Below are 23,267 nucleotides of genomic sequence, written 5' to 3'. Positions count from 1 at the left end.
CGCTTACAGTAATTTAGATTGCTCGGGTGCGAGTCACGCGCATGACATCGTGATTCGCACGCAAGCTACGCATCACTTTAGATAAATGCAGACGGTCGTATACCTGGATGGTGAAACGAATGGTGACAGAGTCTTCCTTATAGCGATCTTCCATAGATACATTCATAATGTTAGAGTCCGCAGAGGTCACACTACTAGCGACCCGCGCAAGTACGCCCTTACCCTGACGTGTATCAATCGCTAAGTCCACTTCAAACTCGCGATGCACTTCTTTGCCCCACTCTACCTCTACCCATTTATCGCCATCTTTTGACAACATGCGAAGTGCCACTGGGCAGTCGTTGGCATGAACTTGCAAACCTTCACCTTTACCAAGATAGCCAATGATGTTATCGCCTGGAATCGGATGGCAACAAGTCTGAAAGCTAATGGAATTCCCTTCGCGCCCATCAACCAAAATGGCCTGGCGCTGATGGTGGTGTGCTTCTGAAGTTGCTGCAATCCAATCAGCCGCACCTAAACGCATTTGCTCACTACCACCTTCATCATCAATCAAGATCTTGAGACGAATCGCTAACTCTTGGGGTGATCTGCGTCCCAAAGCAATATTGACACAGGCCTCTTCACGGGTTTTATCGCCCGTCCAGTGCATCAGTTTTTCCCAGATCTCTGGGGTCAACAAGGCGGCGTCAACACCCTGCTGACGCAGGCTATTCGCTAATAGACGTTCACCTAGCTGCAATGATTCTGAATAGTGTTTGGTTTTTAAGGAATGGCGTATCGATGCACGGGCTTTGCCTGTGCGCACAAACACCAACCAACCAGGATTTGGTTGTGAACTAGCCGAAGTGATAACCTCAATAATGTCACCATTCTTGAGTTCACTACGCAGTGGTAGCTGCACACCATTAATCTTCACAGCAACGCAGGTGTTTCCAACATCACTGTGAATCGAGTAGGCAAAGTCAAGCGCAGTAGCGCCTCTCGGTAATGCCCTAATTTGCCCCTTGGGGGTGAAGACATAAACTGCATCTGGGAACAGGTCAATCTTGACGTGCTCCAAGAATTCTTGCGAGTCACCGCTACTATCCTGAATATCAATTAACGATTGCAACCACTGGTGCGCGCGGTTTTGCACTTCACTCATATCCGGCGAGCCGTCTTTATAGGCCCAATGAGCCGCAACCCCAGCCTCAGCTACCGCATGCATGTCAGCCGTACGAATCTGAAACTCTACTGGCACACCTGATGGACCCAAGAGTGTTGTATGCAGCGATTGATAGCCATTTAACTTCGGAATGGCAATGTAATCCTTGAACTTACCAGGCATAGGCTTGTAAAGAGAATGCAAGATGCCGAGTGCACGATAGCACTCATCGATACTGCCCACTGTGACACGGAAGGCATAAACATCTAAGACTTGAGAAAAACTCACATGCTTAATGCGCATCTTGTTGTAGATGCTATAGAGCGTTTTCTCACGACCACGCAGATCCACTTCAAGATTGGCTTTTGCGAACGCCATGCGTGAGGTCTGCAAAATCTTTTCAATCATTTCCTTACGATTGCCACGAGCCTTTTTAACTGCACCCTCAATCACCCGAAAGCGCATTGGCATGGAATAACGGAAACTTAAATCCTGCAAATCACGATAAATAATGTTCAAGCCTAGGCGGTGGGCAATCGGCGCATAGATCTCAATAGTTTCTGCAGCAACCCTGCGACGCTTTTCCATGGGGACTGCATCTAAGGTGCGCATATTATGCGTACGATCAGCCAGCTTAACTAAGATGACACGAACATCGCGTGCCATAGCCATAAACATTTTGCGAAAGCTCTCTGCTTGTGCTTCTGCATTGCTCTGGAACTCTAATTTATCGAGCTTAGTCAGACCTTCCACTAACTCAGCAACCTTAGTGCCAAACTTTTGAACCAAATCTGCATTGGTGGAGCCAGTATCTTCAATCACATCGTGCAATAAGGCAGCCATGATTGACGGCGCATCTAATCGCCAAGTAGCGCAAAGCTCTGCTACAGAAACGGGATGGGTAATATAAGGTTCGCCACTATGACGGTATTGACCTAGGTGAGCAGCATCGGCAAACTGAAACGCTTTTTTAACTTGCGTAACTTCATCAGGCTTTAAGTAAGTCAGTTTCGAGAGCAAGTTCTCGATTGAAACGACTTGGTGTTTTAAAGGCTTAGCAGGCGCAGAGGTTGGCCCAAACAAATGCCGACTCGATTGCGCGAGCAATGTCGCCAGAATGGATTTTTTACCAGAGTCTTGATTGATTTGCTTGGGTGTATCTGAAGGTATATGCAACAGATCAGCTTGGACAGCTCCAAGCGGGGACTCGTTAGGCGAGACCCCTCCAACTAATTCCGATGTTTTGGCTGTGCCTAGAGGGAGCTCCACACCGGAACTCCTAAATTACAAAGGTACTTTGGTCAGCATGTCACGGTCGGTCACACCAGCAGCAACTTCACGTAATGCAACTACTGTTGCTTTATCTTTGGACTCAACACGTGGGGAGTGACCTTGAACCAATTGGCGAGCGCGATAAGTCGCAGCCAAAACCAGTTCAAAACGATTTGGGATAGTTTTAAGGCAATCTTCTACAGTAATACGGGCCATCCTGAACTCACTTAAATTTAGCTTCAATACCTATAGGATAACTGATTAGACCCCGAGTCGCCTTAAAAGGGCTGGATTTCTGGCCATAGCAGGTCCGGAACGAAGGCGGCTAGAGGCCAAAATCTGCTTTAGATCAACCAGAGCCTGATCAAAAGAGTCGTTCACGACAATATAGTCAGCCTCATGGGCATGCAGCAGTTCAACGTGTGCGGCGGCCAATCGCCTCGCAATAGTCGCTTCATCGTCCTGCCCGCGCTTACGCAGACGCTCCTCTAAGGCTTCAATCGAAGGGGGGAAAATAAAGATCCACTGCGCTGCTGGGATCAATTTCCGAATTTGCTGGGCGCCTTGCCAATCGATCTCAAGTACTACATCACTACCCGCTTGCATTTGTGATTCGATCCAAGGTTTCGATGTGCCATAAAAATGGCCATGCACTTCTGCCCATTCTAAAAAGTGACCCTGATCTTTCTCACGAGTAAATTCTTCTTTGGACACAAAGCGATAATTTTTGCCATCCACTTCACCAGACCGAGGTGCTCGTGTCGTGGTTGATAGGGATAATTTCAAACCCTGATCCGCTTTGAGCAGTGCATCGACCAAAGAAGATTTGCCTGCACCAGATGGCGCAACAATCATCAACATGCTACCTTGGTATGCTGGGGTTTGGTTTGCCTTAGTCATGATTCAATTGTACGGATTACTCTAAGTTTTGTACTTGTTCGCGCATTTGCTCGATCAAGAGCTTGAGTTCTAGGGCGGCCTGGGTGCATTCTTCAGAAACCGACTTTGAGCTGAGGGTATTCGCTTCACGGTTGAGCTCTTGCATCAAAAAGTCTAAACGTTTGCCGACGGGGCCTTTGCCAGCAAGTGCAGTATCAACAGCTTGAAGATGCGTTTTCAAACGGGCAAACTCTTCTGCGACATCGATACGTACTGCATAGAGTACAACCTCTTGGCGAATACGCTCCATGAGTTCTGTACCTGACCTGCTTGAACTCTTTCCTTGTTCTTGGGCCGCTAAGGCTTCTGATAAACGTTCAGTGAGTTTTTCTTGATACTGCGCCACATATTCTGGAACCTTAGGCTCAATCGTCTTGACGATGACACGCATCTTGCCAGTGATACTAGTAAGAACACCAACCAAGGCTTTGCCTTCTGCATTCCGGCTTTCGCTTAAAACAGCCAATGCTGCTTTGCCAGCTTCGACAGTAGCTGCAATCCAACCCTCTTCCTCGCCACGTGGCTCAGAAACGACTCCGGGCCAACGCAGGACATCGGAAATGCTTAACTCTCGTGCATCTGTGAAAGTTTCTTGGGCTTGAGCTTGCATTACCTTTAGCGCCTCTAAGCGATCTTGATTTAAGGCGCCTAGGGCCTGAGGATTAGCTTTAGCAGCCCCACCACTGTTATTAATGCGCCAAGCTACCCTAAATTCGACTTTTCCTCGGGAAAGGCTCTGAGTCACTAGTTCCCGCAAAGCAGGCTCGGCCCCACGACATTCGTCTGGAAGACGAAAGCCTAAATCCAGAAAGCGGCTATTCACAGCCCGACATTCCACCTGCAGATCAGCAACTACACCAGCTCCTAGGGAGACTTGGCGAGAAGCGCTGCCATAACCAGTCATGCTCGATATCATAGGGACATTGTAGATTCTTTATAGACGCACAGACTAATTGCAGATCAACCTGAGGACCAAAAGCTCATGAGTACCCCGAACCCAGCCAATATCACCCGTCCAAGTGGGCGCAAGCCAAAAGACCTGCGCCCCGTTACGATTACTAGGGCTTTTACTAAACATGCTGAAGGCTCTGTGCTGATTGCTTTTGGGGATACCAAGGTACTGTGCACTGCCAGCATTCTAGATAAGGTGCCACCACATAAAAGAGGTTCCGGTGAAGGTTGGGTGACTGCTGAATACGGCATGCTCCCCCGCTCTACTCATACCCGCAGCGATCGAGAAGCAGCTCGGGGAAAACAATCCGGGCGCACTCAAGAAATTCAGCGCCTCATTGGTCGCGCAATGCGGAGCATCTTCAATCTTGAAATTTTGGGTGAGCGCACTATTCACTTAGATTGCGATGTCTTACAAGCTGACGGTGGCACCCGTACTGCTGCGATTACTGGTGCTTACGTTGCTGCGCGTGATGCAGTCAATCACTTACTTCAAAATGGTGTCCTGACTCAAGATCCCATCATTGATAGCGTAGCTGCTATCTCTGTGGGCATCTATCAAGGCACTCCAGTTCTCGATTTAGATTACCCGGAAGACTCCTCTTGCGATACCGATATGAATGTCGTGATGACTGGTAAGGGCGGCATGATTGAAGTACAGGGTACTGCGGAAGGCCCAGCATTCTCGAGGCCCGAACTCAATGCCCTGTTAGATCTTGCTGAGCAAGGCATTAAAGAGCTCACTCAATTACAAATAGAAGCATTGAAGTAAGCCTATTTTGTTAGTTCCCTTGTTAGTTCCTTTATTTGCTCAATAGTTAATGCAAAAGCTCGTTCTCGCCTCTAATAATGCTGGCAAGCTGAAAGAATTTCAGGCGCTCTTGGCACCCTTTCACTTTGAGGTCATACCGCAAGGAGTGCTTGGCATTCCGCCTGCTGAAGAACCCTATGACACCTTTGTAGAGAATGCCCTTGCTAAAGCGCGTCACGCTAGTAGTGTTAGTGGTTTACCAGCTTTGGCTGATGATTCTGGCATTTGTGCACATGCACTGAATAATAGGCCCGGCGTTCACTCTGCTCGCTATTCTGGCGAGCAAGCAAATGATGCTGCCAATAATCAAAAGCTCATCTCTGAATTAAGTAATCAATCTGATCGCAGCGCACATTATGTTTGCGCTTTAGTCTTGGTCAATAGTGCTAACGACCCTAATCCTTTGGTTGTGGAAACGAGCTGGCATGGCGTCATCGTAAATGAAGCAATGGGCAGCAATGGCTTTGGTTATGATCCTTATTTTTTCTTACCCGAACTCAATCTAACCGCGGCACAACTTGACCCTACGCAAAAGAATTTGATGAGTCATCGTGGTCAAGCCTTACGTGAACTGATTCATCAATTACAGTTGCGCTCTTCATTACTGTGATCAATCCCATTGCGCTAACAGCCCTGCCGCCTATGGCTTTGTATATTCATTTTCCATGGTGTGAAAAGAAATGCCCCTATTGCGACTTTAATTCCCATCAAATTAAAGATCAGTCTTCTAATCTATTGGGCGGTTTTGATGAGCAGCGCTATATCAATGCCTTAATTGCCGATCTAGAAACTGAGCTACCGAATATTTGGGGGCGCCACGTTCACAGTATTTTTATTGGTGGTGGTACGCCAAGCTTGTTATCGGCAGCTGGTATGGATCAGTTACTTTGCGCGGTTCGCGCCCGTCTCAATTTAGAGCCTGATGCAGAGATCACCATGGAAGCCAATCCCGGCTCAGTGGAGGCAGAAAAATTAGCTGGCTTTGCCAAAGCTGGTATTAATCGGGTGTCTTTGGGTATCCAGAGCTTTCAAGATGAACAGCTCAAGGCGCTGGGGCGTATTCATAATGGCGCAGAAGCCAAGCATGCAGTAGAGATTGCACTGGCTAACTTTAAGTCCGTTAATTTAGACCTGATGTATGGCTTACCCAATCAAAGCCTTGAAGCTGCAAGGTCAGATATCGAAACAGCTCTCTCTTTTCAGACGCCTCACCTCTCGCTTTACAACCTCACGCTTGAGCCCAATACTTATTTTGCGAATTTTCCTCCCAAGTTACCAAGTGATGATGAGATCGATGCGATCTTCGAACAAAACTTAGCATTGCTTACTGGGGCAGGCTACCAGCGTTACGAAGTCTCTGCTTATGCTAAGAAAGATCAGGAATGTAAACACAATCTGAACTACTGGCGCTTTGGTGATTACATTGGCATCGGCGCTGGTGCTCACGGTAAGATTTCTTATCCAGCAAAAATTACTCGTCAAGTACGAGAACGGCATCCTGAAACCTATATGCAGGCAATGGAGACTAAAGGCAATGCCCTCATTGAGTCACGAGAAATCCCTGTCAAAGATCTTCCCTTTGAATTTATGCTCAATACCTTAAGACTGACGGATGGCGTTGATACCAACACCTTCAGTGAGCGCACTGGCTTGCCTTTGAGTGTGATTAGCAAAGGCCTAGATGCAGCGAGTAAAAAAGGTTTGTTAGATGAGAACCCCAGTAAGCTCAAAGCAACAACTTTGGGTCTACGCTACTTAAATAATCTTCAAGAAATATTCTTAGACTAAAGTTGGTTTACTTCCCAGTCCAAACGGGCGGCTCACCTTTTAGGAAGGAAGCGACCCCATTTTTAAAATCAGCACTGCCATATGTTTCTCGAATCAGATCTTCACAGTCTGGTAGTTGGTTAGCAATAATTCTGGCCATGATGAGTTTGCTGGCCTTTTGAGTAATCGGCGCCAATTTGGACAAGCGCTCCGCTAAAGCATCTGCTTCTTTGCCAAGTTGATCGGCATTGTGGGTAGCTAATAAGTAACCTTGGACTTTGAGTTCGCTTGCTGGAATCATTTCCGCCAAGAGCAGCATACGCCGAACGATATTCATGCCCAGGTGCGCAACCAACCAGGCGATATTGCCGGGGTAGAGGCAATTACCAAGCGTTCTGGCAATGGGCACACCAAACTTGGCATCAGGGCTTGAGATCCGAAAGTCACAGCAGGTCGCAATGGCAAGGCCACCACCCACTGCCATGCCATCAATCACAGCGATCGTCGGTATTGGTAGTGTTGCTAAGGGATTTAAATAATCATGAATGGCTGCTTCATAACGAACGCCATCTTCTCCATCTTTAAAGCTCGAAAATTGCGCAATATCACTACCAGAGACAAAAGACTTACCACCAGCACCCCGGAAGATAGCTACCCGAATATTGGGGTTCTTGGCAATGTCCTGGCAAATCGATTGAAGACTTTCATACATGGCGACCGTCATGGCATTGAGTGCTGCCACGTGATCAAAAGTAATGTATGCAATCTTGCCGCGCAATTCAAAGTTTACTTGCGCAAGCTTACCGTCTTGATCTTTTTGCGTCATAGAGAAAGCTTATTCCGCTTTAATATTTAAGCTCTTTACTAAGCGCTGGTATTTAGCGAGCTCACCAGTCAAGAACAGGCTAAATGCAGCAGGTGTTGTAGGCCCTTCAGGCTGTAAGCCCTGTGAATCCAATGTCTTCTTGATTTGTGGATCTGCCATCGCTGCTTTTACTGCCTGATCGATCTTGTTTACTACCGCTAAATCCATGCCTTTAGGTCCCATGATGGAATACCAGTTCGTCACATCAAATCCGGTAATACCAACCTCATTAAAGGTAGGTACGTTTGGCAGAATAGATAAACGTTTTGGAGTCGAAATCGCCAATGCCTTCAAGCTACCGTCTTTGATCTGCTGCAAGTTTGGTGGCAAGGTATCAAAGTTCATCGTAATCTGACCACCAAGTAAATCAATAATAGCTTGGCCACTACCTTTATATGGAACGTGATTTAACTCAATACCCGCAATCTTGGCAAACAAGGCGCCCGCTAAGTGTTGTGTACTACCAATCCCTGATGAGCCATAGGTCATCTGCCCGGGGTTAGCCTTAGCAAGTGAAATTAATTGCGCAACTGTGTTCACCGGCAATGATGCTTTTACAACCAACACGTTTGGCACGTAACCTAAATACGTAATGGGTGTGAAATCGGTTGCAGGATTGTAAGGAACGCTGCTTAAAACAAACGGGGCAATAGCATTGGAATTAGAGTGCCCAACAAGTAAGGTATAGCCATCTGGATTGGCTTTGGCAATCTGATCTGCAGCAATCGTGCCCGCAGCGCCAGACTTGTTTTCAACAATCACGCTCTGACCCAAAATCTCACTCATCTTCGGCGCGATGGCTCTAGCCACAATATCCGTGCCGCCACCGGGAGCAAATCCTACGATCAGACGAATTGGCTTTGTTGGAAAGGCTTGCTGGGCGAGCGTGAGAAATGATGTGCAACTCAGTGCTACAGCAATCAAACTACGTAACGCCCATTTCGGTAATTGAACCAACATACAGCCTCCAAATTTGTTGTAATCGTCTTTGATACTATTAGGTATTCATTCTAAACATATAAAAATAAACGAGCCAATGACCAAAATACCTATCCAGAGTGATCCCAAGGGGGCACCTAGGCCTTTGCCTCTCGCTGGGGTGAGAGTACTAGATGTTAGCCAGGTGATGGCTGGCCCCTACTGCTGCATGCTCCTAGCTGACTTAGGCGCTGATGTCATCAAAATAGAGCCTCCGGGTACGGGCGATCAAACCCGAGCAGCGATGGGATTCAAAATGAAGGGTTCAGACAGCATGGGCTTTTTGAACATGAATCGCAATAAGCGCAGCCTCACTCTCAATCTCAAAACAGAGGCGGGCAAAAAGGTCTTTTTTGAATTAGTGAAGACAGCAGATATTTTGGTAGAAAACTATCGTCCTGGTGTCATGAAAAAACTGGGAATTGATTACCCTTCTCTTCAGCCCATCAATCCAGGTTTGGTCTATGCCAGCATCTCCGGTTTTGGACAAACAGGTCCTTGGGCAGATCGTCCAGGTTTTGATTTGATGGCACAAGCCATGTCAGGCGTGATGAGTGTCACTGGTTATCCTGATGGTCCACCAGTAAAAGCAGGGGTGCCAGTGGCAGATATTGGTTGCGCACTCTTTGCTATTTATGGAATTTTGTCAGCTTACATTGGTAAAACCAAAACGGGTGAAGGTCAATTTATTGATGCCTCTTTGTTTGACTCTGCTTTAGCATTTTCTATCTGGGATACCGCGCAATACTGGGGTACTGGGGTTGAGCCCTATAAGTTAGGTACTGCCAATCATATGAGCGCACCCTATCAGGCTATGAAAGCTTCAGATGGCTACTTCGTGATGGGCGCTACTAATCAAAAGCTGTGGAAGTTACTCTGCGACAAAATTGCGCGCCCTGAATTATGTGATGATGCGCGTTTTAAAACCAATCCCCTCAGACTTGCCAATCGTTTAGAGTTAGTGACTGAACTAGAAAAAACTTTTGTTACCAGAACCAGTCATGAATGGGTAGATGATCTCTTGGCTGCTGGTATTCCGGCAGGTCCAATTAATACCTATCCAGAGGCATTTGATAGTGATCACGGTCGTCATCGCAAAATGCGGATGGAAATTGATCATCCCGTGGAAGGTACTGTTCCTAATATTGGTTTTGCGGTCAAGCTGATGGGCACACCACAGCAAGTGCGTAAACACCCTCCACTACTGGGCGAACATACGAGTGAAGTATTGGCTGAGCTCGGAATTTCAGGGGACGAACTCAAGGCACTCGAGGCAGGTGGCGCATTTGCTCCCTAAGCTGTGTAACACTTCTGAAATAGGCAGCTATTACAATAAAGATAATCAATTCATTTAGAAAATATATGCGTTTACTCTCACTCACAGCCTGCATTGCACTATCCATCACCCTTTTGGGATGCTCTTCTTTAGAGCGTAAATCTGCCGTGCCCGCCCAATCACTCAGTAAAGCGCAAATTGCCGGCTTACCCAGTGTGCGCTATCTCATCTCCACACAGGCTAGCGTAGATGCACTTGTAGCTGATCTCATTCAAATTGAAGCTGCTCGTGGCAAACAGGCATTCGCCGGCGATGCTAACTTCTTAGCCCTTTCAGGTGGCGGCGATGATGGCGCCTTCGGTGCCGGTCTTTTGGTTGGTTGGTCTAAGCAAGGCTCTAGGCCCGCTTTTAATTTAGTCACCGGCATTAGCACTGGTGCATTAATGGCTCCATTCGCTTATCTCGGTAAAGAATATGATCCAGTGTTACAACAGGTCTATACCAGCATCAATCCGAAAGATGTTTATATTCAGCGGGGCATTTTGTCTGGAATCTTTAGCGATGGCTTGGCTGATTCCACCCCGCTCTACCAATTAATCTCAAAATATGTTGATGCGAATTTCCTCAAGAAAATCGCTTATGAATACAACACTAATGGTCGTTGGCTATTGATTGGCACTACCAATATTGATGCTGGCATCCCAGTAGCCTGGAATATGGGCCGAATTGCCACGATCGGCACACCTGAAGCACTTGAACTCTTTCGTCGCATCATGCTCGCGTCCGCATCCATTCCTGGTGCATTCTCACCAGTGATGTTTGATTTCTTAGTAGATGGTCAAGCTTTCCAAGAAATGCATGTTGATGGTGGTGCTAGTACACAAGTATTCTTGTATCCATCAGCAGCAGCGCAAAAGGCGAATGAATTAGGCATTAAGCGACGCTTTAACCGTCAGGCTTACATTATTCGTAATTCACGTTTAGACCCTCGCTGGAACGAAACTGAGCGCCGGACTATTAGCGTTGCGGGGCGAGCCATTGCTCAATTGATTCAGACGCAAGGCATCGGAGATCTGTATCGCATCTATGCTATGGCCAAGATGGATCAAGTGGGCTTTAACCTCGCTTACATTGGCTCAGACTTTAATGAACCCCATACAGAAGAGTTTGATACCAAGTACATGAACGCCCTATTTCAATACGGCTATGAGCATGCGGTTAATGGTTATGCTTGGAGTAAATATCCGCCGGGATACAAGACCGCCATGGACAGCGATGGCGAGAAGATGACTCTGAAGAAAAAGAATAAGCAATAGCTCAAGAACTGAAGAGATAAAGAAAAACCCCAGCCAAAGAGCTGGGGTTTGTATTTTTGGCGGAAGAGGTGTCAGGATTCCAACATGTAATGCCTTGTTTGGTGTTGGTACATCTTGATACGTCTTATACCCGCTAGACCCAGTATTTATATGGGTCAAATCCGCATTAAATGTTTACTGCGTAGCCAATATTAAATCAAGGCCTTACCTTACTTATCAACGCCTCACATAGCCAATCACCACAATCCCGTGGGGAAAAAAGTGGGGACGGTCAGAAGGAATCGTCATGAAAACAGTCTTTACAGATTTATTTTTAAAAAGTCTTAATAAGGTCGGCAGATATACGGATGGTGATACTAAGGGCCTAAATCTTCAGGTCAAGCCCAATCTACAGAAGTACTGGGTACTGAGGTACTCCTTTCAAGAAAAGCGCTTTGACTATAGCCTTGGTTCCTATCCAGAGATATCGCTCAAGGAAGCCCGTAAAAGAGCTACCGCAGTCCGTAATAAGCTAAACCAAGGAATCAACCCAGCTACTGAAAAAAAGGCTCAAAAAGAGCAACAAATGCAGAATGAATGCGAGAAGCCGAAATTTAAGGAATACGCCCTCTCCTGCATTGAAAGTAAGCGCTCTGAGTGGAGCAATAAAAAACATGCCGAACAATGGGGCAACACACTGCGGGACTATGCATTTAAGCATATTGGTCATTTACCACTTGATGCCATTGATACGGAACATATTCTAAAAATACTAAATCCAATTTGGCATTCCAAGACCAACACAGCCTCTCGTTTACGGGGTCGAATCGAATGGATATTGGCTTCGGCAACAACGAGGAGGCTACGCACAGGATTAAACCCTGCGCAATGGCGCGGTCACCTCGATACAATATTACCTAAGCCCTCTAAAGTAGCACCAGTAGAGCATCACAAGGCACTGTCATATAAAGAGCTGCCTGCATTTATTGGCGTAATTAAAGAAATGGACTGCGTATCTAGCCTTGCATTGGAGTTCTTGATACTAAATGCCAACCGCACTAGTGAAGTGCTTCTAGCTTTGCGTGAAGAAGTGCGAGGTGATATTTGGGTTATTCCTGCCAAGCGGATGAAAGCAAAACGAGAGCATCGTGTACCCCTTTGTCCAAGGTCACTTGAAATACTATCCATGGCCCAAAAGAAGGATGAAGATAGCATTTATCTTTTTTCCAGAAATGGGAAACATCTCAGTAACATGGCTCTGACAGAGCTACTACGAAGATTGGAAAAAGAATTTACTGTACATGGATTCCGCTCAACCTTCCGTGACTGGGTTGCAGAGGAAACACAACATTCGCCCGAGGTTGCAGAAAAGGCACTAGCCCACAGCATCCAGAATAAGGTGGAGTCGGCCTACCGTAGAGGAGATTTAATGGAACCCAGAAAGAGACTGATGAGCGACTGGGAAGCCTACTGCCAAACTGGGTATTGGGGTAATGTAATTGCCCTTCCAGGGCAAAAAGCTGCGTAAACTAAACAACTACGCCTAGCCTGACGGGGCGAAAAAGGAGAACCCTGCTCTCCTTGGCGTAGTTTTAATTGCAGGTGTATTAGCAGGAATACACAATGGCAACAAAGAAAAAAGGTTTTAGCAACGCAGAATTCAAAGTGCGTTTGGTAAATCAGCTAGAGGCTGACCTAATGGATTTTAGAGGCGTCTGCTTACAAATTCCAGAAGATACTGTAGACCCAATACTTAAGGCCGCCATTTACGAGCTTGGGCTAGGTGTTATTCATTTTATTGACCAATACCGCATGATAGATACTTCAATAGCGGACCTTAAAAGAATCCCTGGACGCACAAAAAAATATGAAGAGCGTGAATATTTTCGACAAGAAGTTATCAAACATCAAATAAAGCATCCAAATAAGTTTCCTTCATGGGATGCCTTTTCAAGGGGGCTTGATGACTTTAATATCAAACGCACTTCCAAAAAGCTTCCAGAACTGACAGTAGAAAATCGTACTTATGATGTGTGGAAGAAATGGTGGAAAAATAATGAGTTTGACAATCTAGTACATGACTAACCCGCATCAAACCTTTCATGCGTTTTCTTATAAGTAACAAAGGTTCCTAATTGACTCTTATTCAAAAGGAGTCAAGATGGATGCAATCAGTACAAATATTTCAGATACAAAAGAATTACTAAACTCGTTTAAACACGACTTGGTACAGAGGTGCCAGCTGATAAGAATTGAAGAGGTTAGCGCAATCACTACTTTAGCAAAGTCCTCAATCAACCTTTGGGTTGCGCAAGGGAAATTTGTCGCGCCGATTAGCTTATCTCCAACGGTAAAAGTTTGGAAGCTACAAGATGTGGTTAATTGGATTGAAGCTAAGTTAGAAAATAATGGAGCTCAACAATGACATCCGAACTTGAGCGTACATTAGAAAAACTGGCGTGGCAAATATTAGCTGAGAGCAGCCGGTTTGATAGCACTATCTGCGAGCTGGAATACTCTTTTGCCATTTCCAAGGAAATGCGTCACAAAATTCGTTTGGGTGACTTCACTGCAGACGATATACCAGCCTTAATAAAAGAAATTATTAGGTATGAAAATCCGAACAAAAAAACTGCCCTACTCAAGAATGGCTCAAAAGGCCAACCATGATTAAATTTTCTTTCGGTAATGGAGAGGCCGATAACAAGCCCGAACAGCTAGAGGCCGATGACTTCAAAGATTTAGTCCAGTGGATGGTCAACAACCACTCTGAGGCAAAAGGTGGAAACTTTTTTTGTGCGGCAATGAGTTATGGGCACCACGACAAGATTAAAGATTACCCAGACGAGAACTACTGGCGCTTAAAAAGCCATACGCTACCAAGACGAATCCTATCAATGGATTTGGATGGATTTGAAAAGCCAGAAGTATGGGTTTGGTTGCGCCAGTGGATTAGAGACCTAGAGGTGAATGTCTTTTGGTATGAAACTTCTAGCTCCACCGTATTATTGCCTCGAGCAAGGCTTGTCTTTGAGCTCAAACGTGAGGTTGATTATGAAGAGGGTAAGGTATTGGGCTCTGCTCTACAGGCGCACATAGAAGAGGCCGCAATTGGGGCTGGCTATAGTGAGCAGGCAATTAACTTCGATATTTCAGTTTACAGAGGTAGTCAGCCAGTCTTTTTGCCGGTATTTAAAAATAAAGAAGCATTCAAGCAAATGCTTCTCGAAGACCGTATTTATAGAGAAACTTCTGCGGCCCCTTTGGATGTAGATACAGTGCTAAAGGTTGCACCCGAGCGTATCACCCGTAAGCAAAAGCGAGCTGTTAACAAGGCATGGGGGTCTTATTCGATTAACGAGCAACAGCAAATTCTAGATAAATTTAAGGCAGCCAAACAGAAATGGGGTAAAGCTCTAGCTGATACGAGTGGAAAGTCTAACAAAGTAGCTCAAGAAGCTTATGAGGAAATGCTTAGCCTAGGCAGTGAATGGTCATGGTGCTGGCAATTTGATGATGATAGTTATAAGACTGTTATTAATGAACTTACTAAGGGTGATTTAACAATTGAGGATGAAGGCCCGGAGAAAGTAAGCAGAGAATCTTGGTATAAGAGCGTGATGCTTGGGGCAAGATTTACAGCGTATAACGATATTTACAACGATAAATTCCATAAAGACATCTTAGATTGGTCACAAGCTCATTGGTGCTGGGAAGTGGATGAGGGTAAGGCGGAGAGTGAGTTTGAGTCCGTCTGGGATACAGGCCTCTATACATTGAATGAGTCAAATTTCCCCCTAAAGACCCTGCTCTATCTTCGAGGACAAAAAGACCGCAATGGTAACTACTACTTAATGCCAAAACTTATTCTTGCAGATGGGTCTTTAGCTGATGTGCTGGGGAAAAGTGCGTTTATCGTAAAGAACGATGTAACTCATGATGTAGTGATTCAAGGGTCATCGAGCTTAGCAACCCAAAAACAAAAATCTACCAAGACCCTAGAGAGTCTATTTACCTGCTTAACCCTTGACACTGAGGATGTGAAATCCATGGAAGAAGCTACTTTTATTATCCCCAATCTGATTGTTCGTGGACATCTGCATGCCCTAATCGCAGAAGCTAATGGAGGGAAAACTGCTCTTATGATTCATCAAGCAGCAAAGATAGCCGAGCAAGGGTTTGATGTCTATTACGTTAACGCCGATGCTGGCCCTGGGGACCTTAAATCTCACTTTGCTCATGCACAAATACATGGCTACAAGGTAATAGCGCCAGATGCAAAACGAGGCGGAAGTCCAGAGCAAGTAGTGGCTCTATTTAAAGAGGCTGCAAACAATGATGTAGATATGTCGAATTCAGTATTTATTATGGATACCCTTAAAAAATTCACTGAAGTCATCCAAAAATCAGATGCTAAGGAATTCTATAAGCTACTCCGAAAGCTAACGGTAAAGGGTGCAACTGTCATTCTTCTTGGGCACTCGAATAAGTATCGGGGTGAAGATGGTAAACAAGTCTACGAAGGAACAGCTGACTTACGTAATGACGTAGACAACTTGATATACCTAAATTCGGTAAAGAACGAAGGTACGAATCGTCTAGAGATAACTACACAGCCCGATAAAATAAGGGCGGATTACAAGCCACGGTCATTTTTTATTAATCTTTCAGATAGAAGCGTGGAAGAGACGGATGAAGTAGTTCAAATATTGGATAAGGAACGTCAACAGGCATTGAAATATGCCAAAGAAGCCATTGCGAACGGCACTACTACTAAAGTAGCTATTGCTGAATTCATAAAAGATAAGACAAGTTTTGGGAAAAACCGTCTCCTTAGATTCTTAGATGAGTTCACCAGAGGGTCCCATCCCTCTATTTATGCTCAAGTTGGAGGTGGAGAAAAGAACGCCACTATTTATTCACTACAGCCTCCAACATTTCAAGAAATCAGTGCAGTGTTAGAGCAAGCTTTTGGGGATGCGAAATGATGGGTATCGGCACCCCCATAAAGCAGGAAACGGGGGAAACTAAAACCCTGAAGATGCTCAAAGTCGCAGGCAAGCCAGGGAAGCCCGTAACACATGTAACACCAGGTAAACAGAAAACTATAATCCCTAATGCCCGGCTTCTTGGGGTCAATGTAGAAATGGCAAGACTCCTAAGACCTATATATCTATTGAGTTTCCCTAGTGTTCTGACTATTACTAATATTTTAAGATTATTAAGTATCCAGCATTCTGGGGGTATGAAGTTCATGCAACTTTCGAATTGCAAGATTAGACTTGTTAAGTCGTTTAAGCCGCTACCGGCTATGACTTATGCCTAATGAAAATTTCCACTCCTCGTTTGACGGTCTATACATGGTGAAACAATGAATAAGATACAAAACCCAGAGTTATTCATGACTACAGCTGGTGGGAAAATTAGATGTCGCAGATGCGTTGGGTTTAGCCAAAGAACTCAAAAACAGTGCAATCACCCTGCCCTCAAGACCTCCTCAAAATCATCCAAGCAAGCCCGTTGCAAATGGCATGGTGGGGCCTCAACAGGCCCTCTAAGTGAAAAAGGTATCGAAGCTATCAAAAAGGCCAATACAAAGCATGGAAACTTTACCAAGGACGCTGTGGAAAAAACTTCCCAGCAAGATGCAATGTTCAGATACCTAGTCGATATAGGCAACTACATCAATATGTTCACTCATAAGCTGAAAACTAGGGGGCGTGCTAGCAAGTACTATCATCCCTTAGATTTGTCAGACCCAGAGCAACTTGTCAAGGCGGTACTCGCAACTCTAGGAAAAGATAGATAAGAAAAATTAATCTTTATAGTAAAAAAACAGCCCAATAAAGCCAATAAAAATACCCGCCCACTCGACCAATAAATGCTTAAGTGAAATTTCGTTATAAACATTCCAAATAAATCTATAGCCACCAAATTTAGCTTCTGGTGCCATATTGTCTCCGCCGCTAAGTATTAGCCTTAATTCCTGCGGCACGACAAGTATCGACAACTCGAATAAAACTAACGCTATTAATAGTAGCTTTTTTTGCTTGTTATTCATGGCCAAATTCCCTTTAATGGACTTTTATTATTTTCACTAGGACATACATGCCCAACTATATGCCCCTCTTTTAAATGCTTAAATGCGGTCTCTTCAATAACAGATATACGCATCTTTTGAGGGATAGCAACGCATTGGTTATTCAATACTGCCCTTTTTACGTCTAAATCAGTCTCCACTAGGAATACGTCCCGCTGACAAGCTGAGCAGTATTTAACGTCGTTTGGATAGTTTTCTAGGGATTCAAGGCTCTCCCAGGTCTTTTTGCATCTAAATTTGAACTCACAACCCCTAATAACTGGCTCTGTACGAGACATAACCTCTCCTTTTTTAACCCCTCCCTAATAGCTATAGCAAAAAAAGGGGCAAAAAAGCAAGTGGGTCAAAAATAAATATTTTTATGCCAGGATGGAGTCAAAAACAGCAAAAGCCTTCTCATCGAATAAGACAAGTCTAGTAATTAATGGGCAGTGCTTTTCCCATGCTTTTAATCTGCCGATAATGATGGAAGCAGCCTCGTCTATTGGGAAGCCATAAGAGCCTGTTGAAATGGCTGGTAACGCAATAGTTTTGAACTGATGATTATTCGCTTGTTCCAGCACTGAATCAATAGCCTTAGCTAAATTACCTTCAGGGTCGACATCATGGAAGTATTTTGGACCTAATACATGAATGACTGCAAAGTTAGGTAAGTTATATCCCAGAGTGACAACCGCCTGACCTACTTCGATAGGAGCAAACTCTTCACAGGCCTTTTCTAATTGAGGTCCAGCAGCTTTATGAATGGCGCCAGCCACCCCTGCGCCAGAGATAAGCATAGGATTGGCCGCATTCACAATAGCCCAGCTATTAACTTGCTTGGTTATATCGCCAATGACACATTCAATTTTCATTTAGACATCAATTCTTCTAATTTAGGCAAATTAAAGGAAATAGATAAGCCATGTACAACAGCTTTTAGCCCAGCATTTTTTTCAAGATTGATAAATTCACTGTCATCACATAACAAGTCCAACTTAACTGATAGCTCTGAATTTTTATTTAGATTGCTAGATATAGCATTAAGGTAGGCCACATCCTTTACTTTGGAATAGAGGAATGCACTATAGCCGCCCTCCTTCTTAGTGAATGAAATTTCTTGGGGATTGCCTCTTGCCCATGCAGGCTGACCAGTAAACAACACCAACTCAAGCTTGCAATTTCGAGCCACCTCATTGGCAATAGGGTGGATTTTATTTCTATGCTCCATTGGGTCATTTCGCAGGTCGAAGATAGATATTTGAATGTTTTGACTAAAATTATCTTCGTGAAAGGTATCTTCATCGAATCTGATGTCTGACTCAAAGGTTACGCAAGTATTGTCCTTATCATTCAGTTTCTTTTTAAAGATAAAAGATACATTTCTATACGGATTGAACAGGTTTCTTTGTTCTTCGGTTATTTTGTGCATACTAAATATGTGATAAATCTTTACTTCTTAAATCCACGATAAATCCACCCAAGCATCCATCCAAAAAAATATAGCAAGCTAATTACCAATAAATACTTGATTGCAGCATTAGATACCGCCTTAATGATGGCATCTCTATGCTCATATTCTGACTTGAGCTTCGCCTGTGTATAGGCATACTCAACTTCCTGCTGAGAATAGCGATTATCTTCATAGATAGCCTCCCCATCTGGCATCTTGTACTGCCTAGTGTCTTCACCAGGTCCTTTTGGACCCATATATAAATATTTGAAGCCAGGAATGTCAATATCATCATCAGGCTTGGCTATGGGCTTCAGCTTGGGCAAAAACTCATATCTCACGAAATCAGGATTGGGGGCTGGTGGAATTGTTACTGTAGTAGCCGCCATTGGAGCTAATATTAGGCATATGAATACATAGACTCTTTGCCATCCATTCAATTTAGAAATTTTAGATTTAATCATTTAGCTAGTCTTAACGAAGCGGTTTGCAGATTCCAAAAGCTATCCCACCTCGCCCATTATTTTCAAGAAATGTCATATCAGGAAATAGTTGAACATCAAATTGACTTTTGAAAACATAAAACTTTTTTATGCTCACATATTTATCAACTTCAACCCTGTCAATATCGTAAGAATCGCAAGTGACTCTATTGGCACTTGGTTGGAAGCTACACCTCTCCACTTTAGGCTGGGCAATATCGTGTATTTTTACTGAAAATTTAAGTTTCTCAATCTGTACAGCGGAGTAATTACTATCAAAATCTTGTTTTTTTGTAACGGTGCAGTCATAACTTGCCGAATATGCAAACCCTGATGCAAAAAGCATTGAAGAGAAAATTATGTTTTTCATATATTGACTATTTTTTGAATGAACATCTAATCAGGTCATCAATAACTATTTTGTACCCATTTTTGTAAAAGCTGAATGTATAAAAGTCTTTTTCTTCACTTAGCACTTTTGGCTTGCGGTTACGGTCAAATCTACTGTATGCACCAAATTCTTCTGCAACATCTGAATTTTTAGCCAGCAAGTTAATATAAAAAATCATTTCTGATTCTTGGGGATTTTTTTGCCCCATGTTATATAAATTTTGCTTCTTGTATCCCTCTTTAGATTCATCTATAAGTTTTTGGATGCTATTTCTTAATTGCCAAGCGAAAAAAAACTTATTTGAAGTCACACTGTTGTATTTAACTTCATTTTTAGTTTCAAGTGATTCCTTATATTCCAAAGAAATATATTTTTCCGTTTCTGGAGGAATTCTTTCAATTTTGACCAATAGCCACTCATAGTACTGGGATGTGAGTTTATTGATGTACTCCAATCGCCCATCAAGAGTGGTGCATGCCTTACCCTCTGGTTTTGAAAAGGGTTCGCCATATGATGAAGTTACCCATAAACCAAAAAATAAAGTAACCAGTATTTTTTTCATTTACCAACCTTTCATTACAGGGGCTTGCGGAGCCTGTCTAGGGGTATTAATCGGAGTGTTTGGTGCAATGTAAGCTGGTGCGGTATTCGTGCCTTGATATGCACCATTGTGAGTATAGAAATTACGCTGCCCATTATCGATTTGAGAAGACCCCACATTCTGACCCATAGAGTTGTATGTGTTAGTAACACCGCTAGGGGAAGTTTGGCTATAGCCCTTGTATTGACCATTAGCATCGTAGATAGCTTGTGCTTGGACGGTTCCAGCAAGCAAAAGATTCCAAAGTATTATTTTCATTTTTTAACTACCCAACCTTCAATTTTTCCAACCAAATAAAACCAGGCTATACCCTCTATTATCAATACTAGGAAGCTCAGGACCTTATCGCCCTTCAACTCTGGAAAAATTTGAAACCCAATCCATATAGTTAAAAACATTACTAATGGATAAAAAACCATGTACAAGAACATCCTAAGATATCCAAACTCATCTGACTCACGAGCGATAAAGAAATTTTTTGTAGTCAATTTTTTCCACAGGATAAATCCGCCAGATATTAAAAAAATCCAAAGCAAAATACTTCCCATAGCGCAATATCCCCACTTGTATTTTTCTATGATAGTCTGATATTTATGAAAATTATGAAGATATTGGGACTGTTGGCAATACTCGTTTCCACGAGTGCTTTGGGACAGACTGGGCCAGTCAAAATGAGCAAAACAGGTATTTGTCATGCTCCTAATACAACCTATTACAACCAAACCAAGAATTTCACCCCATACCCAACCTTAAAAGACTGCCTAAATGCTGGCGGAAGGATGCCTAAGAAATGAAAAAAATAGTATTACTTATTTTTACTCTTATCACAATACAGGCTACAGCTGGGACAATAGATCTTTCATGCTCAGGAGTTATGGGTGGCCAGCGGATACTCGAGGAGAGCTATCAATTTGATATTGCAGTAAATGACAAAAATGGTGCGATGTCACTGCCCCAAACTCCAACAGGCTGCTATTCGTTTGAAGGAAGCACAATACCCCTCAAGTTCAGTTGCTCAATTGATAATGTAAATGCATATTGTTCATGCGAGTCATTTTGGGGTAAGTCTTACATCACACTCTCACGCTCTACTGCTTCACTAACAATTTCTAAAATTTGGAAAGATGGCGACACATCTAAGGGCATCTTTAAATGTAACCGGATTACCAAGAAAGTATTTTAAATTTAAGAGTTTCCATGGGCAAATGATGTCAGATAGAATTTTTGGAGATATTGAGGGAATCCCGATTGGCACTACTTTTGTAACAAGAAAAGAAGCTGCTGCCGCAGGAATCCACAGACCGTTACAAGCAGGAATATCAGGCTCGAAAGATGATGGCTCTGATTCTATTGTTATCTCTGGTGGTTACGAAGATGACTCCGACTCAGGCGATGTAATTATCTACACAGGCGAAGGTGGTCAAGACGATAAAGGTCGTCATATTGCAGACCAGCAACTAGTCCGAGGTAATCTAGCTTTAGCTAAAAGTGAAATTGATTCATTGCCAGTTAGAGTTATTCGAGGTGCCGACAAAAAGAATCCCTTTGCACCAGAAGCTGGCTATAGATACGATGGTCTATATAGAGTTGATAGTCACTGGCATGAAATCGGTAAAGCTGGTTTTCTTGTGTATCGGTTTAAGCTAGTTAAGCTTGACTCTACCCTACCCCCAAATAAATTAAATAGCGGCCTTGAATTAGTAACTCTATCTGCAGGCACCGATAATCCGAAAAGAGCCACCGCAACATCCCAAAGAATTATTAGAGATTCAAAGCTAGGGAAAGAGATTAAAAAGCTATATAACTACAAGTGCCAAGTATGCTCACTTGAAATTAAAACCAATGCTGGGCTTTATGCTGAAGCTGCTCATATTAAGCCAGTAGGCAAGCCTCATAACGGACCAGATAAGCCTGAGAACTTGCTTTGCCTATGTCCCAATCATCACCTGATGCTCGATAAAGGTGTTTATATGATTGCTGATGACTTAACCCTCATTGGCCTTGAAGGGTCATTAGAAAAGCATCCTAACCATCAAATTTCTATTGAGCATATTCGCTACCACCGAGAGATGTTTAATTAAAAAGCCGATATAAATACTACTTCTGGCTATTAGGTTGCATACGTAATTTCAAATCCACCAGGTGCCTTTAAAGATTTTCCAGCAAGATAGTTTGAAAGTTCTGATAGAGAAATATTTAGCTCCCTTGCTGCCGCCGACAAACTATCGAATTGCCTTCTATCAAGACCATTACCACTTACAACGACGCCTTTAGAATTCTGAGGCTTAGGACGTGCAGCCCCCTCGAAGACATATGTTTGCCATTTTTTTTCTAAAACTGCCACATAAGCTGCTCGATTAAGCTCTCTAAATCTAGTCTTAATACACCCAGCCTCCAAAAATAATAAGCGACATATATCAGGCGTCCACTTGGTGGGAGTTGGGATAATTCGCTCCAAGCCTCCCAGAATTTCCTCGTTTAATTTAAGGCGACGAATTGCCAGATATGCTCCTTTTTCATTTTCAATGAAATCTTTTAATTTTTTATATTGTTTTGCAAGAATTTTTAATTCTGCTACAGAATACTCACCACGAGATTTCCTATTTAAATGACTAGTAGCTTTATCCAGCAACCCTTTTCGTTTAATGATTGCATAAACACTAGATTCATTTGTACGAAAATCTGACATATCTGTATAGCATTTGGCAACTGCAATAAGCTCTTCATCGGTGTAAGTACCGAGAGTTTTATATAAGCTCTTTTGCTCCGTTGTCAACGGAGTCCTAGTAAGCAAATAATCAGGATTAATCTTTTTAAGCCTTTCGATTACACGTGAACTGACCTGATTTTTAGTACCACTCCAGAAGAGAGGATTTTTGATAATCTTCACCTTAAAGGAGTGCTAAATATGGCAAAAGGCCAACGTCTTAAACCCGAGCAAATCGTCACCTTATTGCGTC

Annotated in this window: 29 protein-coding genes; 13 read left to right on the top strand and 16 right to left on the bottom strand. The window is 43.6% G+C overall.

The window, feature by feature from the left end; genetic code table 11:
- Positions 1–13: 13 nt before the first annotated feature.
- Genes ICN29_RS00145 through ICN29_RS00130 form a run of 4 tightly spaced genes read right to left on the bottom strand, consistent with a single transcriptional unit; the run spans position 14 to position 4,274 of the window.
- Entirely contained in the window at positions 14–2,416 is a 2,403-nt protein-coding gene (locus tag ICN29_RS00145; protein WP_216128552.1) for a RelA/SpoT family protein, read from the bottom strand.
- 15 nt (positions 2,417–2,431) lie between these two features.
- Complete coding sequence (gene rpoZ / locus ICN29_RS00140) at positions 2,432–2,635, bottom strand: DNA-directed RNA polymerase subunit omega (protein WP_088525928.1); 204 nt, start codon at positions 2,633–2,635, stop codon at positions 2,432–2,434.
- A gap of 45 nt (positions 2,636–2,680) precedes the next feature.
- Complete coding sequence (gene gmk / locus ICN29_RS00135) at positions 2,681–3,319, bottom strand: guanylate kinase (RefSeq protein WP_216128550.1); 639 nt, start codon at positions 3,317–3,319, stop codon at positions 2,681–2,683.
- 16 nt (positions 3,320–3,335) lie between these two features.
- The gene (locus ICN29_RS00130; protein ID WP_216128548.1) at positions 3,336–4,274 is read right to left on the bottom strand and encodes a YicC/YloC family endoribonuclease; all 939 of its coding nucleotides are present in this window, start codon (positions 4,272–4,274) and stop codon (positions 3,336–3,338) included.
- Between the two features lie 66 nt (positions 4,275–4,340).
- Between ICN29_RS00130 and rph the strand changes: the two genes are divergently transcribed.
- From rph to hemW, 3 genes are read left to right on the top strand one after another with little or no spacing between them, the layout of a single operon-like run.
- Positions 4,341–5,081: a ribonuclease PH gene (gene rph / locus ICN29_RS00125; protein ID WP_216128546.1), complete on the top strand. Its 741-nt coding sequence runs from the start codon at positions 4,341–4,343 to the stop codon at positions 5,079–5,081.
- A gap of 49 nt (positions 5,082–5,130) precedes the next feature.
- Entirely contained in the window at positions 5,131–5,730 is a 600-nt protein-coding gene (rdgB, locus tag ICN29_RS00120) for an RdgB/HAM1 family non-canonical purine NTP pyrophosphatase (RefSeq protein WP_216128544.1), read from the top strand.
- Positions 5,727–6,908: a radical SAM family heme chaperone HemW gene (gene hemW / locus ICN29_RS00115; RefSeq protein WP_439651244.1), complete on the top strand. Its 1,182-nt coding sequence runs from the start codon at positions 5,727–5,729 to the stop codon at positions 6,906–6,908. Before rdgB ends, hemW begins: the two co-directional genes overlap by 4 nt.
- Before the next feature lie 7 nt (positions 6,909–6,915).
- Here the strand turns inward: hemW and ICN29_RS00110 are convergent, their stop codons facing one another.
- Together ICN29_RS00110 and ICN29_RS00105 are read right to left on the bottom strand one after the other, a co-directional pair.
- Positions 6,916–7,713, bottom strand: coding sequence for an enoyl-CoA hydratase/isomerase family protein (locus tag ICN29_RS00110; protein WP_216128542.1), 798 nt, complete (start codon positions 7,711–7,713; stop codon positions 6,916–6,918).
- A 9-nt stretch (positions 7,714–7,722) separates the two neighbouring features.
- Positions 7,723–8,712, bottom strand: coding sequence for a Bug family tripartite tricarboxylate transporter substrate binding protein (locus ICN29_RS00105; protein ID WP_216128540.1), 990 nt, complete (start codon positions 8,710–8,712; stop codon positions 7,723–7,725).
- A 76-nt stretch (positions 8,713–8,788) separates the two neighbouring features.
- Between ICN29_RS00105 and ICN29_RS00100 the strand changes: the two genes are divergently transcribed.
- The 8 genes from ICN29_RS00100 (at position 8,789) to ICN29_RS00065 (ending at position 17,110) form a co-directional block, all read left to right on the top strand.
- Positions 8,789–10,027, top strand: a complete 1,239-nt coding sequence (locus ICN29_RS00100; protein ID WP_216128538.1) for a CaiB/BaiF CoA transferase family protein — start codon at positions 8,789–8,791, stop codon at positions 10,025–10,027.
- Between the two features lie 65 nt (positions 10,028–10,092).
- A complete protein-coding gene (locus tag ICN29_RS00095) occupies positions 10,093–11,322 on the top strand; it encodes a patatin-like phospholipase family protein (protein ID WP_216128536.1) in 1,230 nt (409 codons plus the stop codon).
- A 286-nt stretch (positions 11,323–11,608) separates the two neighbouring features.
- Entirely contained in the window at positions 11,609–12,829 is a 1,221-nt protein-coding gene (locus tag ICN29_RS00090) for a tyrosine-type recombinase/integrase (protein ID WP_216128534.1), read from the top strand.
- A 95-nt stretch (positions 12,830–12,924) separates the two neighbouring features.
- Positions 12,925–13,386 (top strand): hypothetical protein, encoded by a 462-nt coding sequence (locus ICN29_RS00085; protein WP_216128532.1) that lies wholly within the window; start codon positions 12,925–12,927, stop codon positions 13,384–13,386.
- 76 nt (positions 13,387–13,462) lie between these two features.
- Positions 13,463–13,726 (top strand): helix-turn-helix transcriptional regulator, encoded by a 264-nt coding sequence (locus tag ICN29_RS00080; RefSeq protein WP_216128529.1) that lies wholly within the window; start codon positions 13,463–13,465, stop codon positions 13,724–13,726.
- Positions 13,723–13,971 carry a hypothetical protein gene (locus ICN29_RS00075; protein WP_216128527.1) on the top strand — a complete coding sequence of 83 codons (249 nt, stop codon included), beginning with the start codon at positions 13,723–13,725 and terminating at the stop codon, positions 13,969–13,971. Before ICN29_RS00080 ends, ICN29_RS00075 begins: the two co-directional genes overlap by 4 nt.
- Complete coding sequence (locus tag ICN29_RS00070; protein ID WP_216128525.1) at positions 13,968–16,289, top strand: AAA family ATPase; 2,322 nt, start codon at positions 13,968–13,970, stop codon at positions 16,287–16,289. Before ICN29_RS00075 ends, ICN29_RS00070 begins: the two co-directional genes overlap by 4 nt.
- A gap of 383 nt (positions 16,290–16,672) precedes the next feature.
- Complete coding sequence (locus ICN29_RS00065; protein ID WP_216128523.1) at positions 16,673–17,110, top strand: HGGxSTG domain-containing protein; 438 nt, start codon at positions 16,673–16,675, stop codon at positions 17,108–17,110.
- A 6-nt stretch (positions 17,111–17,116) separates the two neighbouring features.
- Here ICN29_RS00065 and ICN29_RS00060 read toward each other — a convergent pair whose 3' ends face one another.
- From ICN29_RS00060 to ICN29_RS00020, 9 genes are all read right to left on the bottom strand, one after another.
- On the bottom strand, positions 17,117–17,362 hold the full coding sequence (locus ICN29_RS00060; RefSeq protein ID WP_216128521.1) for a hypothetical protein: 246 nt from the start codon (positions 17,360–17,362) through the stop codon (positions 17,117–17,119).
- Positions 17,359–17,679, bottom strand: a complete 321-nt coding sequence (locus tag ICN29_RS00055) for a hypothetical protein (RefSeq protein WP_216128519.1) — start codon at positions 17,677–17,679, stop codon at positions 17,359–17,361. The genes ICN29_RS00060 and ICN29_RS00055 overlap by 4 nt, the downstream gene beginning before the upstream one ends.
- Before the next feature lie 81 nt (positions 17,680–17,760).
- Positions 17,761–18,255, bottom strand: coding sequence for a macro domain-containing protein (locus ICN29_RS00050; RefSeq protein ID WP_216128517.1), 495 nt, complete (start codon positions 18,253–18,255; stop codon positions 17,761–17,763).
- A complete protein-coding gene (locus ICN29_RS00045) occupies positions 18,252–18,812 on the bottom strand; it encodes a hypothetical protein (protein ID WP_216128515.1) in 561 nt (186 codons plus the stop codon). The genes ICN29_RS00050 and ICN29_RS00045 overlap by 4 nt, the downstream gene beginning before the upstream one ends.
- Before the next feature lie 20 nt (positions 18,813–18,832).
- The gene (locus tag ICN29_RS00040; protein WP_216128513.1) at positions 18,833–19,297 is read right to left on the bottom strand and encodes a hypothetical protein; all 465 of its coding nucleotides are present in this window, start codon (positions 19,295–19,297) and stop codon (positions 18,833–18,835) included.
- Between the two features lie 10 nt (positions 19,298–19,307).
- Positions 19,308–19,685 carry a hypothetical protein gene (locus ICN29_RS00035; RefSeq protein WP_216128511.1) on the bottom strand — a complete coding sequence of 126 codons (378 nt, stop codon included), beginning with the start codon at positions 19,683–19,685 and terminating at the stop codon, positions 19,308–19,310.
- A 7-nt stretch (positions 19,686–19,692) separates the two neighbouring features.
- Positions 19,693–20,268, bottom strand: a complete 576-nt coding sequence (locus ICN29_RS00030; protein WP_216128509.1) for a hypothetical protein — start codon at positions 20,266–20,268, stop codon at positions 19,693–19,695.
- The gene (locus ICN29_RS00025) at positions 20,269–20,565 is read right to left on the bottom strand and encodes a hypothetical protein (RefSeq protein ID WP_216128507.1); all 297 of its coding nucleotides are present in this window, start codon (positions 20,563–20,565) and stop codon (positions 20,269–20,271) included. It lies immediately after the preceding gene.
- A complete protein-coding gene (locus ICN29_RS00020) occupies positions 20,562–21,002 on the bottom strand; it encodes a hypothetical protein (RefSeq protein WP_216128505.1) in 441 nt (146 codons plus the stop codon). Before ICN29_RS00020 ends, ICN29_RS00025 begins: the two co-directional genes overlap by 4 nt.
- A 95-nt stretch (positions 21,003–21,097) precedes the next feature.
- On the opposite strand from ICN29_RS00020, the gene ICN29_RS00015 reads away from it, so the two are divergent.
- Both ICN29_RS00015 and ICN29_RS00010 read left to right on the top strand, forming a co-directional pair.
- On the top strand, positions 21,098–21,490 hold the full coding sequence (locus ICN29_RS00015) for a hypothetical protein (RefSeq protein WP_216128503.1): 393 nt from the start codon (positions 21,098–21,100) through the stop codon (positions 21,488–21,490).
- 22 nt (positions 21,491–21,512) lie between these two features.
- Positions 21,513–22,388: a YDG/SRA domain-containing protein gene (locus ICN29_RS00010; protein ID WP_216128501.1), complete on the top strand. Its 876-nt coding sequence runs from the start codon at positions 21,513–21,515 to the stop codon at positions 22,386–22,388.
- Between the two features lie 29 nt (positions 22,389–22,417).
- Here ICN29_RS00010 and ICN29_RS00005 read toward each other — a convergent pair whose 3' ends face one another.
- On the bottom strand, positions 22,418–23,197 hold the full coding sequence (locus tag ICN29_RS00005; protein ID WP_216128498.1) for a hypothetical protein: 780 nt from the start codon (positions 23,195–23,197) through the stop codon (positions 22,418–22,420).
- Positions 23,198–23,267 lie beyond the last annotated feature (70 nt).

The sequence above is a fragment of the Polynucleobacter nymphae genome (assembly GCF_018882155.1).
In the GTDB taxonomy this organism is placed as follows: Bacteria; Pseudomonadota; Gammaproteobacteria; order Burkholderiales; family Burkholderiaceae; genus Polynucleobacter; species Polynucleobacter nymphae.
Note: the sequence above shows the minus strand (reverse complement) of the source record. Positions and strands in the feature narration are given on the sequence as shown.

Excerpts from the sequence above, each read along its gene's own strand:
- ICN29_RS00130 (WP_216128548.1), bottom strand. The coding sequence starts at position 4,274 with ATGATATCGAGCATGACTGGTTATGGCAGCGCTTCTCGCCAAGTCTCC.
- gmk (WP_216128550.1), bottom strand. The coding sequence starts at position 3,319 with ATGACTAAGGCAAACCAAACCCCAGCATACCAAGGTAGCATGTTGATG.
- ICN29_RS00095 (WP_216128536.1), top strand. The coding sequence starts at position 10,093 with ATGCGTTTACTCTCACTCACAGCCTGCATTGCACTATCCATCACCCTT.
- ICN29_RS00065 (WP_216128523.1), top strand. The coding sequence starts at position 16,673 with ATGAATAAGATACAAAACCCAGAGTTATTCATGACTACAGCTGGTGGG.
- ICN29_RS00075 (WP_216128527.1), top strand. The coding sequence starts at position 13,723 with ATGACATCCGAACTTGAGCGTACATTAGAAAAACTGGCGTGGCAAATA.
- ICN29_RS00080 (WP_216128529.1), top strand. The coding sequence starts at position 13,463 with ATGGATGCAATCAGTACAAATATTTCAGATACAAAAGAATTACTAAAC.
- ICN29_RS00050 (WP_216128517.1), bottom strand. The coding sequence starts at position 18,255 with ATGAAAATTGAATGTGTCATTGGCGATATAACCAAGCAAGTTAATAGC.
- ICN29_RS00060 (WP_216128521.1), bottom strand. The coding sequence starts at position 17,362 with ATGAATAACAAGCAAAAAAAGCTACTATTAATAGCGTTAGTTTTATTC.
- ICN29_RS00040 (WP_216128513.1), bottom strand. The coding sequence starts at position 19,297 with ATGATTAAATCTAAAATTTCTAAATTGAATGGATGGCAAAGAGTCTAT.
- ICN29_RS00090 (WP_216128534.1), top strand. The coding sequence starts at position 11,609 with ATGAAAACAGTCTTTACAGATTTATTTTTAAAAAGTCTTAATAAGGTC.
- ICN29_RS00025 (WP_216128507.1), bottom strand. The coding sequence starts at position 20,565 with ATGAAAATAATACTTTGGAATCTTTTGCTTGCTGGAACCGTCCAAGCA.
- ICN29_RS00015 (WP_216128503.1), top strand. The coding sequence starts at position 21,098 with ATGAAAAAAATAGTATTACTTATTTTTACTCTTATCACAATACAGGCT.
- ICN29_RS00020 (WP_216128505.1), bottom strand. The coding sequence starts at position 21,002 with ATGACAAATACCTGTTTTGCTCATTTTGACTGGCCCAGTCTGTCCCAA.
- rph (WP_216128546.1), top strand. The coding sequence starts at position 4,341 with ATGAGTACCCCGAACCCAGCCAATATCACCCGTCCAAGTGGGCGCAAG.
- ICN29_RS00110 (WP_216128542.1), bottom strand. The coding sequence starts at position 7,713 with ATGACGCAAAAAGATCAAGACGGTAAGCTTGCGCAAGTAAACTTTGAA.
- rpoZ (WP_088525928.1), bottom strand. The coding sequence starts at position 2,635 with ATGGCCCGTATTACTGTAGAAGATTGCCTTAAAACTATCCCAAATCGT.
- ICN29_RS00100 (WP_216128538.1), top strand. The coding sequence starts at position 8,789 with ATGACCAAAATACCTATCCAGAGTGATCCCAAGGGGGCACCTAGGCCT.
- ICN29_RS00045 (WP_216128515.1), bottom strand. The coding sequence starts at position 18,812 with ATGCACAAAATAACCGAAGAACAAAGAAACCTGTTCAATCCGTATAGA.
- ICN29_RS00105 (WP_216128540.1), bottom strand. The coding sequence starts at position 8,712 with ATGTTGGTTCAATTACCGAAATGGGCGTTACGTAGTTTGATTGCTGTA.
- rdgB (WP_216128544.1), top strand. The coding sequence starts at position 5,131 with ATGCAAAAGCTCGTTCTCGCCTCTAATAATGCTGGCAAGCTGAAAGAA.
- ICN29_RS00030 (WP_216128509.1), bottom strand. The coding sequence starts at position 20,268 with ATGAAAAAAATACTGGTTACTTTATTTTTTGGTTTATGGGTAACTTCA.
- ICN29_RS00035 (WP_216128511.1), bottom strand. The coding sequence starts at position 19,685 with ATGAAAAACATAATTTTCTCTTCAATGCTTTTTGCATCAGGGTTTGCA.
- ICN29_RS00085 (WP_216128532.1), top strand. The coding sequence starts at position 12,925 with ATGGCAACAAAGAAAAAAGGTTTTAGCAACGCAGAATTCAAAGTGCGT.
- ICN29_RS00010 (WP_216128501.1), top strand. The coding sequence starts at position 21,513 with ATGATGTCAGATAGAATTTTTGGAGATATTGAGGGAATCCCGATTGGC.
- ICN29_RS00070 (WP_216128525.1), top strand. The coding sequence starts at position 13,968 with ATGATTAAATTTTCTTTCGGTAATGGAGAGGCCGATAACAAGCCCGAA.
- ICN29_RS00055 (WP_216128519.1), bottom strand. The coding sequence starts at position 17,679 with ATGTCTCGTACAGAGCCAGTTATTAGGGGTTGTGAGTTCAAATTTAGA.